Raw genomic sequence first — 12,327 nt, 5'->3', positions numbered from 1 at the left:
TCATTGGTAATCGACCACCAGGGTGGCAGCGGCATCAAATGCCCCGCCGGTCAGCTTGCTGCCCACGCGCTTGACAGGCACCGCCTGTACCGCCGGGAAATTGGGATAGGTAAAATTCACCGCCGTGTTCAACGGCCAGTCAGCGCCATTCACGAACAGCTTGACCCCAAGGTCGGCCTTGCGGGTCGACAGCACGCGGCTGTCAAACCCGGCGCCGGTGCCTTTGAGTTCCAGGGTCAGGGCATTGCTGAACGGCGAATCGCAGGTGACGATGTAGGGCACGTCACGCCGGTAATTAACCCCATCGACCCGTGACGTCTGCAGGTCGTTGCCAAACGGCACATCCAGGGTTGCGCCGCTGTTGATCACGCAAGGCGGCGGCGCGATGATGACCGCGCGGATGTTCAGGGCGGTATCGGCCTGCACCCCTTGGCTGGCAGCCCACAGCATGCCGCCACCGATAAGAATGGCCCATGGGCCGAATGTTCTAGCCATCGCTCTGCCCTTACTCATAGTTGAGCCTGAATTGCACCACGGCCTTGAATGCCCCGCTGGTCAACGGCGCCGAGGTGCGCGTCGGCCGAACATTCCAGGTCTGGATGTTGCGGCCTACGGGCAGGATCAACGGTTCGCCCTTGGCGCCCAGCTGAACATCGCGCCCAAGGGGGTCGGTCAACTGCAGGCCCATACCGCTTATGCCTTGTACCTTGACCAGGCGTGGATCATCGGCATCGGCCGGTGCGTCAAACGCCACCGACAGCACCGGTTGGTAGGCACTCCACGTCAGGTTCCCGGTGCGCTCGTTACGCACGCGACCGGCGCTGCGCATGCAATCGGTAAACCGCAGCTGAAAGGCTTTGACCGGTGCCTGATCGCCGGGCCGTTGCAGATGGCTGGTCGATATGGCGTCCAGGTCCACCGTCTGATGCAGCGAGGTCATTTCCAGGCTGCACGGCGACTCGTGCATGGCCCCGAGGACATTCAGCATCCCACTCATTCCTTCGATATCCTCGTCATCCTCGGCGGCGTGAACCCCCGCCGCCAAGACCCACAACAGGCCGCCCAAGACCTTCATACGTTGCGACTTCATAACCTTCTCCAGCAGCACGCATTACTCAATTAGGCGATGAGGCCTGCACGTTCACGCTGCACGTGTCACCCGTGCAGGTGAACGCCAGGAGCGGACGACCGCCGTAATCATTCACATAGGCCAGGTAAGGGGCCGCGCCCAGCGCCTTGGCGGAGGGGCCCAGGGTCAACGACTCCTTGGGCGCAATCATCAGGGGCGCAAAGCCCTCCACGGTTTTGCCCTCCTTGCTGCTGCGCGCATCCACCAGGGTCACGTAGTAAGGCGTCGGGTTGTGCACCCGATACTGGTCGCCTTCGCGGGTCAGGGTGAGTTTCTGCTGCCAGGGGTTGGACAGGTCCTGCTGGCTCGGGGTAATGGCTTGCGGCCGGTAGAACAACTTGATCCGGGTCTGCAAGGCAATTTGCAGGGTGTTGGACTTGTCGCTGCGCGGCGGAATCTCCCGCAGGTTGAAGTAATAGACCGTCTCCCGGTCCTGCGGCAGCGACTTGGCCGCCGGCAGCGCCTGGACTTTCACCTGGCTTTGTTTGCCAGGTTCCAGGCGTTGAACCGGCGGCAGCACGATCAACGGCGAGGTGATTTTTTTACCCGCTTCGTCCTCGATCCAGCCCTGGGCCAGATACGGCAACTGCGTGTTGTTATTGGTGATGTTCACGCTGGTGGCATCTTTGCCGCCATCGAAAATCACGCGGGTGCGGTCCAGGCCGACGGCGGCGTTGGCGCTCTGGCTAAGGGCCAGGGCCAGCAGCGCGAAGGCTTGGGAGGTAAGGCGTGTGTTGAGCTTCATGAGGATGTGTTCTCCGTATCAGTGGGCTTGCCGGTCAGCACGGCGGGCTCAGTCAGGGATTGCTCGGTGGCGACCACCTGGCAGCGCAGTTGCAGGGCGTCGGTCAAACCATCAGCCGGCAACGTGGCCGGCAGCGTGAGCAGGCAGCGTTCGTCGCCGCCCCAACTGACGACCATCTGTTCGCCGGCCCGAATACCGCTCAGGTAGACGTTGCCGCCGTCGTTCACAATCCCGGTGTCCTGTTGCTTGAGGTTCTTCACCGTCGCGCCGAAAGGCGGCAGGCTGCCGTCCGGCAGGCGTACCACGGCCATGGCCTTTTCACCGGCGATCACATCCAGCGAGCGGTAGCCGATCGCGCCTTCGGTGAGGGTCAATTGCGTGACCGATTGAGTGGCCTCGACATTGTTTGGCAAGCACTCCAGATCAACGCTGGCCGCTGTGCGCTGGTAGCTGCTGATGTCGGAGATCACCGCCTTGCCGAACACGTTACTGCGGGTCGGTGAGCCGTAACCGCGCACAGGCACGTCGGGTACGCCACCGGTGTCGATCATCAGGCGGGTGCCGCCGGTGCTGGTCGTTCGATGGAGTGCGCCACCGTAGGGTGTGAGCGTGCCGCCGCCACGTGCCGACAGGCCGACGCTGCTGTAGCCGCCCTCCTGGGTGCTGGCGCTCAGGTCGATATCGGCCTGGTCGCCCATATGGCTCAAGTAACCACTGGCGGACGAGTCACTGGCACTGAGCTGGTAGCTGTTGCGCTCATCCAGGCGATCGCTGTAGCGCGTCGCAAAGTTGTTCTTTCCGGCAGTCCGGTTGGCGTCCATCGACAGTGTGCCGGTGCGCCCCAATGGCAGGCTGACCGTGAGCGCCATGCCGTTGTCTTTGTAGTTGTATTCCTCGGTGCGGTACATGTTCAGGGACAGGCTCATGTTCTTGACCGTGCCCACATTGAAGTAGCGTGACAGCGACAGGTTCCAGCGCTGGGTGTCCGGCCGATCCCAATAGGTTTGCTTGTTGTAGCTGGCGTAGACGGTGGCACCCAGGTCACGAAACTGCTTGTTGACGGTGACCGTATACAGCGCCTTGCTGCCGCCAATCGGCTTCCAGCCCTCATTGGGGTCGCGGTAGTCCCCACGTCCGCCGAGTTCGCCGTTCAAGCCGTAATGCCGGGCGTCCAGGTACTCACTCATGCTCAGGAAGTTCTTCTCGGAAAACCGGTAACCGGCGAAGGTCACCTGGCTGTCGTACTCTTCGAAATTCTTGGAGTATTGAAGGCGGTAGGATTTGCCCGAGAGCGTCTGGTCCCACACCTCGGCGTGCGACTGCGTCACATCCAGCGAAACGGCGCCGAACGCCAGCAAGTCCCGCCCGGCCCCGACCGATAATGCCCGGTAGTTGTTATCGGACATGCCGCCGCCGAACAACGACCAGCCATTGCTGATACCCCAGGAAAACTCGCCGGTCCCGAAAACATTGCCATTCGAGCCGTTCTGCAGATTGGACGGCCTGCCCGTCGCCAACTTGTAGCGAACCTGCCCAGGGCGTGTCAGGTAAGGCACGCCGGCGGTGTCCATCTGGAAGCTGTGCACCGAGCCATCCTGTTCTTCCACCCGCACATCCAGCTTGCCCGTGACCGCGTCCTGCAAATCCTGGATGCGAAAGGGGCCGGCTGCGACCAGGGTTTCGTAGAGCACGCGGCCCTGCTGGCTGATGATGACCTTGGCATTGGTCTTGGCCACCCCGACCACTTCCGGCGCGTAGCCACGCAAGTTGGGCGGCAATTGGCTTTCATCCGAATTAAGCGCGGCACCGGTGAAGCGGAAGCTGTCGAACAGGTCTGAATACAGGTAGTTCTCACCCACCAGCAAACGCGCCTTCAGCGCAGGAATGGCGCGATACGCGTAGTAACGGCTCCATTCCAGTTTTTGCGGCCCGGCCGCTTCCTGCCGGCCACGTTCAACACGTCCTTGCCAGTCGGCCCGCAAGCGCCAGGCGCCGGCGTTGGCTCCCACGGTGCCATTGCCACTGAGGTTATTGCGGTTGCCATCGCCGCGCTGGTAGTTGGACTGCGCCGTGACGCTGTAGTCGACCAGCAACCCCGGCACACCTTCATCCCAGCGCGAAGGCGGGTCCCAGTTGATGGCGTTGTACTCAAGATACGCCTGGGGCAAGTTGATACTTAGCGTGGAGGTGGCCAGGTCTCCACTGACTTCCATGCCTGGCAAACTTTGAATATCCAGACACTCGCCTCCCTTCCACCATCCCAGCTTGTCGGCATCGGAGACTTTCAGGCTTAACTGTTCCACCAGGCTGCGCGACAAACACGCCTGACTGCCTTTGGGGTCTTTGTCCGGAGGATAGAACGCCACCGATTGTTCAGGAATAGGCTGGCCATTGACTTGCACCACCATCGTGTAAGTACCCGGCAAAATAAACCCGCTGCGGGCAAATTGAGACAAGTCAATATTGCTGCGATCAATCAGGTCGAGCACATCCGTATTAAACTCGACATCCCCGGCTCCCAGTGCTGTTCCTGCCAGAGACATCAACCCGCCAAACAGGCTCGGGCGCAGCGTATTTTTGAACTTCGCTGTATTCAACATGAACGCCTGTCCATCACTATTCAAAAGTATTCCAACTTGAACCGCACTGCGGCGGTGTGAGCGCCCACGACCAACGGCAGCCCGTTACCGACCAGATAAAATCTGTAGTTGAGTGTCATGTCGCCCTCCGACAGAGGGGTCGGCGTCATCCGCTGCCCGGGAATACTCTCCTCGCCGGCAGCGTCCACAATGTGCAGGGCAACCCCCTGCGAGCCACCAAACACAGCAAAGGAAAGCCCGGCCCGGTCGGTAGCACCGTCAAACGTCACCCGCATGTGCTCCCAGTCAGGCAGGGTTGCCCCTGGGCGCGACGGGTCCGGACGGGTCAGCGTGCAATTGACCAGACGCAGCTGGAAGGGGTGGTCTTCGCCGCGCGTATTGCGTAGCAGCCGGCCCACCGGCTCCGGTGGCATCTCGATGGTCTGATCGATACTGCCCAGTTCCAGCCCGCAGGCTGAGTCAACGACTTCTCCCCCCAGCACCACGACGCCATCGCCTTGCGATGCCGCCTGAGCGAACACACAAGGGCCGATGAATGTCGTCAACGAAGAGGCGAGTGCGAGGCGTATGAATGTATTCACCTGGTTCTCCCGTCAGCGTCCCCCCGCCACACAGGGTGGCGGGGAGCAAAACTTACTGATAAGCCAAGGTGAAGTTGGTAACGGCGCTGAAATCGCCCGGGATGATCGGGTCGGTGGCGGCGCCTTGTACGTAGGCACCGAACTCCAGGGTGTTGTTACCGGTGACGATGGCTTGTGGGGCGGTGGGTTTGCCCAGCTCAACCAGGTCGCCGCCGTGAGTCATCATGATGCCCACGCCGCCTGCACCACCGACCGTACCGATCGCGCCAGGCACAGCGCTGGAAGGCGCGCCGGTAAAGGTGGTGGTCACGGTGTTATCGGTCAGGCCGGACAGGTCGCAGCCTTCCAGTTCAATCAGCACACGGCGCGCCTCAGACTTGCCGCCCGATTCCAGTTGGTGTTTGGCAATCGCCCCCAGGCGAACGGTCTGATCCACAGAGTCAGGCTTGATAGAGCAAGCACCCGAGTGCACCGACCCTAGAAACGTAACCGTCCCATCCGCTGCCTGCGCAACAGAGATCGAGCCGGCCATCAGACCGATAGACAACAGCGCAGCTTTCATTTTGGTTTTCATGTACAGATTCCCACTTATTCACAAGTGTCATTAAAGAAGCCCGGCCACAGGTCGGTGCAGGGCTGATTAAACGAGCGGTTATAACCCGTGTTGTTAAGCCGACGATTCCTGAGTTGTTTTCCAATTAGTTGTATTGCAATTCAGGGATCAGCTCAACGCCGGGCAATTCTCCACTTCACACTTGCGCAAGTAAGCCATCTGTTTCCGTAAACCAGGTAGCCGCGACACACTAGACCACGCAGGAAAAACATGGCTATTTGCCAAAACTTTGAAAACAGCTGAAGGAAAAGGACTACGCGCGGACTAATGAGAACAATTCAAACCAGATCGCATCTGTAAGATGAGGATTACACACATTGAAAAATAACCGTGTTTACGCCATTAGAGCAACTAATCTAACAAACGAAGCCGTACCCGATTATTACCAAACAGCGAATGTGCAAAGGGGGAGCACGCTCCCCCTTTATAGAAATAAGGTGCGAACTGTCGGTTGACTAACGCACGGCCTCAAACAACCCGGTCGCGCCCATGCCACCGCCCACGCACATGGTGACGATGCCATAGCGCAGGTTACGGCGCTGCAACTCACGCACCAGGTGCCCTACCTGCCGCGACCCGGTCATGCCGAACGGATGGCCGATGGAGATCGAGCCGCCGTTGACGTTGTACCTGGCGTTGTCGATTTCCAGACGATTGCGTGCGTAGAGGCACTGGGAAGCAAACGCTTCGTTAAGCTCCCACAGGTCGATATCCGCCACCTGCAAGCCCTTGGCCTTGAGCAGTTTGGGCACCGAGAACACTGGGCCAATGCCCATTTCGTCCGGCTCGCAACCGGCCACGGTAAAACCACGGAAAAACGCCTTGGGCTTGAGCCCCAGTTGCAGGGCTTTTTCCAGGCTCATCACCAAGGTCATCGAAGCGCCATCAGACAACTGCGAGGAGTTGCCCGCCGTCACCGAACCGTCTTCGGCAAACACCGGCTTGAGGCCATTGAGGCTGGCCAGCGTGGTGTCGGGGCGGTTGCAATCGTCGCGGTCGACCACGCCCTCGAGTACCTGCACCTGGCCGGTAGTTTTGTCTTCGACCTTGTACTGGACCGCCATCGGCACGATTTCATCGTTGAACAAGCCGTCGGCCTGGGCCTGGGCGGTGCGCTGCTGGCTTTGCAGGGCGTACAGGTCCTGATCTTCGCGACTGACGTTATAGCGGCGCGCGACGATCTCGGCTGTCTGGCCCATGGGGAAGTAAATGCCCGGCACCTGTTCCTTGAGCAGCGGGTTGATCAGGTTGTCGGTGTTGACGCTTTTCATGGTCAGGCTGATGGACTCGACGCCACCGGCAACGATGATATCGCTGCAACCCGAGGCAATCTGGTTGGCCGCAATCGCAATCGCCTGCAAGCCCGAGGAACAGAACCGGTTGAGGGTCATGCCCGCCGTCCCGGTGCCCAGTTGCGAGAGCACCGCCACGTTACGCCCGATGTTGTAGCCCTGGGCGCCTTCGTTGGAGCCGGCGCCGACGATGCAATCCTCGACCGTCGCCGGGTCGATGCCATTGCGCGCCAGCAGCGCGTTGACGCAATGGGCCGCCATGTCATCCGGGCGCGTCTGGTTGAACTTGCCACGAAAGGACTTGGCCAGGCCGGTTCGCACGCTGTCGACGATCACTACTTCACGCATGGGCTACCTCGATCTTGTTGTTGGGAGATGGACCGAGCATAGATCCGGGCCTGCCCAACAGCGATGATCATTCACCTGGCATATACAAAAGCATGACCGCCTTGCGAACGAGGCTTCGGTGGCGAGCAGGCCTTGAAGACGACGCAGATGGATCGTTCCCACGCTCCGCGTGGGCATGCAGCCCCGGACGCTCTGCGTGCCCGCTGGCCACGGCCACCTTGAAGGCGACGCGGAGCGTCACTGGATGCGTTACCACGCAGAGCGTGGGAACGATCAAAAGCATGACCGCCTTGCGAACAGGGCTTCTGTGGCGAGCAGGCTTGCCCTGCGTTGGGTTGCGAAGCGGCCCCAGAGGTTTGYCTGAAAGAACGCGCTGCCTGGGCCGGGGGCTGCTGCGCAGCCCAACGCAGGGCAAGCCTGCTCGCCACAGAAAGCTCGCYTACCACAGGMCTTGAAGACGACGCAGATGGATCGTTCCCACGCTCCGCGTGGGCATGCAGCCCCGGACGCTCTGCGTCCCGCTGACCACGGCCACCTTGAAGGCGACGCGGAGCGTCACTGGATGCATTACCACGCAGAGCGTGGGAACGATCAAAAGCAWGACCGCCTTGCGAACAGGGCTTCKGTGGCGAGCAGGCTTGCCCTGCGTTGGGTTGCGAAGCGGCCCCGATGAGGTTTGCCTGAAAGAACGCGCTGCCTGGGCCGGGGGCTGCTGCGCAGCCCAACGCAGGGCAAGCCTGCTCGCCACAGAAAGCTCGCYTACCACAGGCCTTGAAGRCGACGCAGATGGATCGTTCCCACGCTCCGCGTGGGCATGCAGCCCCGGACGCYCTGCGTSCCCGCTGGCCACGGCCACCTTGAAGGCGACGCGGAGCGTCACTGGATGCGTTACCACGCAGAGCGTGGGAACGATCAAAAGCAAGACCGCCTTGCGAACAGGGCTTCKGTGGCGAGCAGGCTTGCCCTGCGTTGGGYTGCGAAGCGGCCCCAAAACCTGCCRATGAGGTTTGYCTGAAAGAACGCGCTGCCTGGGCCGGGGGCTGCTGCGCAGCCCAACGCAGGGCAAGCCTGCTCGCCACCCTGCCAATGAGGTTTGCCTGAAAGAACGCGCTGCCTGGGCCGGGGGCTGCTGCGCAGCCCAACGCAGGGCAAGCCTGCTCGCCACAGAAAGCTCGCTTGCCCTGCGTTGGGTGGATCGTTCCCACGCTCCGCGTGGGCATGCAGCCCCGGACGCTCTGCGTCCCGCTGACCACGGCCACCTTGAAGTCGACGCGGAGCGTCACTGGATGCGTTACCACGCAGAGCGTGGGAACGATCAATGCTCGACAGCTTCCGCTATTTCTTTTTCTTTTTATCGTGCTTGTCGGTCTTGTCGAACGCCTCTTCCAGCGCGCGGTTGATGGTGCGCAGCACCTTGACCCGTGCCCAGCGTTTGTCGTTGGCTTCCACCAGGGTCCAGGGCGAAACTTCGGTGCTGGTGCGGTCGACCATGTCACCCACCGCCGCCCGGTAATCGTCCCACTTGTCGCGGTTGCGCCAGTCGTCTTCGGTAATTTTGAAGCGCTTGAAGGGGATTTCCTCACGGGCCTGGAAGCGCTCCAGCTGCGTGTCTTTGTCGATGGCCAGCCAGAACTTGACCACGATCACGCCCGCATCGCGCAGTTGCTCTTCGAAATCATTGATCTCGCCATAGGCGCGCATCCAGTCCGTCGGGGTGCAAAAGCCTTCGATGCGCTCCACCAACACACGGCCATACCACGAGCGGTCGAACACGGTGAACATCCCGCGTGCCGGAATCTTCTGCCAAAAGCGCCACAGATACGGCTGGGCGCGCTCGTCTTCACTCGGCGCGGCAATCGGCACGATATGGTACTGGCGCGGGTCCAGCGCTGCCGCCACGCGGCGGATCGCCCCGCCCTTGCCCGCCGCATCGTTGCCTTCAAACACGGTGATCAACGCGTGCTTGCGCATGCGCTTGTCGCGCATCAGGCCGGAGAAACGCGCCTGCTCGGTGATCAGCTGTTCTTCGTAATCGTCTTTGTCCAGGCGCAGGGTCAAGTCAAGGCTGTCGAGCAGGCTCTTTTTGTCCACCGAGGCAATCAACGGCGCCGGGTTCATGCCGCTGGCCTTGCCTTTGGGCAGCTTCAAGGCGTTTTGCAGGCTTTCGAGCAGGATCTTGCCCACCGTGAGGCTGCGGTAATGCGCATCCACACCTTCGATCACATGCCAGGGGGCGTAGTCGCGGCTGGTGCGGCGCAGGATACGTTCGCCAAAATGCACAAACTTGTCGTAGGTCTCGGACTGCTGCCAGTCCAGCGGGCTGATGCGCCAGCTGTGCAGCGGGTCATCGGCCAGCGCCTTGAGGCGTGCCTTCATCTGTTTTTTCGACAAGTGGAACCAGAACTTGAAGATCAGCGCGCCTTCATCACAGAGCATCTTTTCCAGGCGCTCGGCACCGGCGATGGCCTGGTCCAGGCGCGCGTCCTTGATCTGGCCATGCACACGGCTTTGCAGCATCTGGCTGTACCAGTTGCCGAAAAAAATGCCCATGCGGCCCTTGGCCGGCAGCTGACGCCAATAGCGCCACGCCGGTGGCCGTGCCAGTTCTTCGTCGGTCTGCTGGTCGAAGGTGCGCACCTCGATCAGGCGTGGGTCCATCCATTCATTGAGCAACTTGACGGTTTCGCCCTTGCCCGCGCCTTCGATGCCGTTGATCAGGATGATCACCGGGAAGCGCTTCTGCTGTTGCAGCTCGTACTGCACTTCCAGCAAGGCTTCACGCAGGGCCGGCACTTCGGCGTCATAGGTGTCTTTGTCGATGGCGTGACCGATTTCGGCGGATTCGAACATGGGCAGCTCCGTTTCAAGATGGCTCAAGACTAGCGGATTGGGCAACAACACGCGGAAGGAAATTCAACCCGCGCTTGCCGTGGGTCAATTCATTACCGGTTGATCGGCTAGAATGGCCGCCGTGCCTTTGCCCGCCGTTATTTTTATGAGCCGCCCATGACCCCCATCACCCACGCCCAGCTCGACTGGGATGACCAAGGCCGCCCGCACTCGCGGGTGTTCGACGACGTGTACTTTTCCGACAAGTCGGGCCTTGAAGAAACCCGTTATGTGTTCCTTGAGCAGAACCGTTTGCAGGAGCGCTTTGCCGCCTTGCCGGTGAACGGGCAGTTGGTGATTGGTGAAACCGGGTTTGGTACGGGGCTGAATTTCCTGTGCGCCTGGCAACTGTTCGAGCAACACGCGGTGCCCGGGGCACGCCTGCATTTTGTCAGCGTGGAAAAATACCCGCTGAGCCACACCGACCTGCAGCGCGCCCTCGCCCTCTGGCCCGAACTGCAACCGTTTGCCGAGCAATTGTTGGCGCAGTACATCGCGATCCATCAAGGCTTCCAGCGCCTGGTGCTGGATAACGGCCGCGTGACCCTGACGCTGCTGATTGGTGATGCGCTGGAGCAATTGCCGCAACTGGATGCGCAAGTGGACGCGTGGTTTCTCGACGGCTTTGCCCCGGCGAAAAACCCCGACATGTGGACCGCCGAGCTGTTCGCCCAACTGGCGCGCCTGGCGGCGCCGGGCTCGACCATCAGCACCTTCACCAGCACTGGCTGGGTACGCCGGCTGATCAATGCCGCCGGGTTCAAGATGAAACGCACACCCGGCATCGGCCACAAGTGGGAAATCCTGCGCGGCGAGTTTCTCGGTTGGCCCGACGATACGCCACCGCCGGCCGCACCCAAACCCTGGTTTGCGCGCCCGGCAGCCGTCGAAGGCGAACGCCATGCCATGGTCATCGGCGGCGGCCTGGCCGGTTGCGCCACCGCCGCCAGCCTGGCCGCCCGGGGTTGGCGCGTCAGCCTGCTGGAACGTCACGGCGCCTTGGCCCAGGAAGCCTCGGGCAACCCGCAGGGCGTGCTGTACCTCAAGCTGTCGGCCCATGGCACAGCGCTGTCGCAGCTGATACTCAGCGGTTTCGGCCATACCCGGCGCCTGCTGGAGCACTTGCAGCGCGGCGTTGACTGGGACGGTTGCGGCGTCCTGCAACTGGCGTTTGACGCCAAGGAGGCTCAACGCCAGGCGCAACTGGCCGAGGCCTTCGCACCGGAGCTGTTGCACGTACTAAACCAGGACCAGGCCCAACAACAGGCCGGCATCGCATTGGCCCAGGGCGGGCTGTTTTTCCCGGAAGGTGGCTGGGTGCATCCACCGGCGCTGTGCCAATGGCAAGCCGCGCATCCGCTGATCAAGGTGCTCACCCATCACGAGGCGCTCGAGCTGCACCGCGTCGACGGGCAGTGGCAAGCCCGTGACGGCGATGACGTACTGGCCAGCGCCAGCGTGGTAGTGCTGGCCGGTGCAGCCGAAATCAAGCGCTTCCCGCTGAGTGCGGATTTGCCGCTCAAGCGTATTCGCGGGCAGATCACGCGTTTGGCGCAAACCCCGGCGAGTGCGGCATTGGCCACCGTGGTGTGCGCAGAAGGTTATGTGGCACCGGCGCGCCTTGGCGAACACACCTTGGGCGCCAGTTTTGATTTCAATAATGAAGACCTGACACCCACCGTTGCCGAACACACCGGCAACCTTGCGATGCTGCGCGAGATCTCCGCAGACCTGCTGCTGCGTCTTGGCGCTGACTCACTGAACGCCGAACACTTGCTAGGCCGCGCCGCATTCCGTTGCACCAGCCCTGACTACCTGCCAATCGTCGGCCCCTTGGCCGATAGCGCCGCGTTCCAACAGGCTTACGCCGTACTGCGCAAAGACGCCCGGCAAGTCCCGGATACGCCCTGCCCGTGGTTGCCGGGCCTCTATATCAACAGCGGCCACGGTTCACGCGGGCTGATCACCGCGCCACTGTGCGGCGAACTGCTGGCTGCCTGGTTGAGCGACGAACCGCTGCCGGTACCGGCCAGCGTGGCCGAAGCCTGCCACCCGAACCGGTTTGCGTTGCGCGCGCTGGTACGAGGAAAACCCGCAACACGCTGATCATCCTGAGGGAAGAAATAACGC

The 12,327-nt window shown here is 61.6% G+C and carries 9 protein-coding genes; 1 reads left to right on the top strand and 8 read right to left on the bottom strand.

Features of this window, described 5'->3' with window-relative positions; all coding sequences use genetic code 11:
• From ASE80_RS24175 to pap, 8 genes are all read right to left on the bottom strand, one after another.
• Complete coding sequence (locus ASE80_RS24175; RefSeq protein WP_056861143.1) at window positions 1–495, bottom strand: fimbrial protein; 495 nt, start codon at window positions 493–495, stop codon at window positions 1–3.
• Between the two features lie 10 nt (window positions 496–505).
• Window positions 506–1,090, bottom strand: coding sequence for a fimbrial protein (locus ASE80_RS24170; protein WP_056861142.1), 585 nt, complete (start codon window positions 1,088–1,090; stop codon window positions 506–508).
• A gap of 25 nt (window positions 1,091–1,115) precedes the next feature.
• Window positions 1,116–1,874: a fimbria/pilus periplasmic chaperone gene (locus ASE80_RS24165; RefSeq protein WP_056861141.1), complete on the bottom strand. Its 759-nt coding sequence runs from the start codon at window positions 1,872–1,874 to the stop codon at window positions 1,116–1,118.
• Window positions 1,871–4,474 (bottom strand): outer membrane usher protein, encoded by a 2,604-nt coding sequence (locus ASE80_RS24160; RefSeq protein WP_156376422.1) that lies wholly within the window; start codon window positions 4,472–4,474, stop codon window positions 1,871–1,873. The genes ASE80_RS24165 and ASE80_RS24160 overlap by 4 nt, the downstream gene beginning before the upstream one ends.
• 20 nt (window positions 4,475–4,494) lie before the next feature.
• On the bottom strand, window positions 4,495–5,055 hold the full coding sequence (locus ASE80_RS24155) for a fimbrial protein (protein ID WP_056861140.1): 561 nt from the start codon (window positions 5,053–5,055) through the stop codon (window positions 4,495–4,497).
• Between the two features lie 52 nt (window positions 5,056–5,107).
• Complete coding sequence (locus ASE80_RS24150) at window positions 5,108–5,629, bottom strand: fimbrial protein (RefSeq protein ID WP_056861139.1); 522 nt, start codon at window positions 5,627–5,629, stop codon at window positions 5,108–5,110.
• Between the two features lie 494 nt (window positions 5,630–6,123).
• Window positions 6,124–7,308: a thiolase family protein gene (locus tag ASE80_RS24145; protein WP_056861138.1), complete on the bottom strand. Its 1,185-nt coding sequence runs from the start codon at window positions 7,306–7,308 to the stop codon at window positions 6,124–6,126.
• A 1,335-nt stretch (window positions 7,309–8,643) separates the two neighbouring features.
• Window positions 8,644–10,158: a polyphosphate:AMP phosphotransferase gene (gene pap / locus ASE80_RS24140; protein ID WP_056861137.1), complete on the bottom strand. Its 1,515-nt coding sequence runs from the start codon at window positions 10,156–10,158 to the stop codon at window positions 8,644–8,646.
• A gap of 156 nt (window positions 10,159–10,314) precedes the next feature.
• Here pap and mnmC point away from each other — a divergent pair, with 156 nt between their 5' ends.
• A complete protein-coding gene (gene mnmC / locus ASE80_RS24135; RefSeq protein ID WP_056861136.1) occupies window positions 10,315–12,303 on the top strand; it encodes a bifunctional tRNA (5-methylaminomethyl-2-thiouridine)(34)-methyltransferase MnmD/FAD-dependent 5-carboxymethylaminomethyl-2-thiouridine(34) oxidoreductase MnmC in 1,989 nt (662 codons plus the stop codon).
• Window positions 12,304–12,327 lie beyond the last annotated feature (24 nt).

This window comes from Pseudomonas sp. Leaf15 (assembly GCF_001421425.1).
Classification (GTDB): Bacteria; Pseudomonadota; Gammaproteobacteria; order Pseudomonadales; family Pseudomonadaceae; genus Aquipseudomonas; species Aquipseudomonas salomonii.
This window is presented reverse-complemented; position numbering and strand designations above follow the sequence as displayed.

Coding starts and splice junctions, on each gene's coding strand:
- ASE80_RS24165 (WP_056861141.1), bottom strand. CDS start 1,874: ATGAAGCTCAACACACGCCTTACCTCCCAAGCCTTCGCGCTGCTGGCC.
- ASE80_RS24170 (WP_056861142.1), bottom strand. CDS start 1,090: ATGAAGTCGCAACGTATGAAGGTCTTGGGCGGCCTGTTGTGGGTCTTG.
- ASE80_RS24160 (WP_156376422.1), bottom strand. CDS start 4,474: ATGTTGAATACAGCGAAGTTCAAAAATACGCTGCGCCCGAGCCTGTTT.
- pap (WP_056861137.1), bottom strand. CDS start 10,158: ATGTTCGAATCCGCCGAAATCGGTCACGCCATCGACAAAGACACCTAT.
- ASE80_RS24175 (WP_056861143.1), bottom strand. CDS start 495: ATGGCTAGAACATTCGGCCCATGGGCCATTCTTATCGGTGGCGGCATG.
- mnmC (WP_056861136.1), top strand. CDS start 10,315: ATGACCCCCATCACCCACGCCCAGCTCGACTGGGATGACCAAGGCCGC.
- ASE80_RS24145 (WP_056861138.1), bottom strand. CDS start 7,308: ATGCGTGAAGTAGTGATCGTCGACAGCGTGCGAACCGGCCTGGCCAAG.
- ASE80_RS24150 (WP_056861139.1), bottom strand. CDS start 5,629: ATGAAAACCAAAATGAAAGCTGCGCTGTTGTCTATCGGTCTGATGGCC.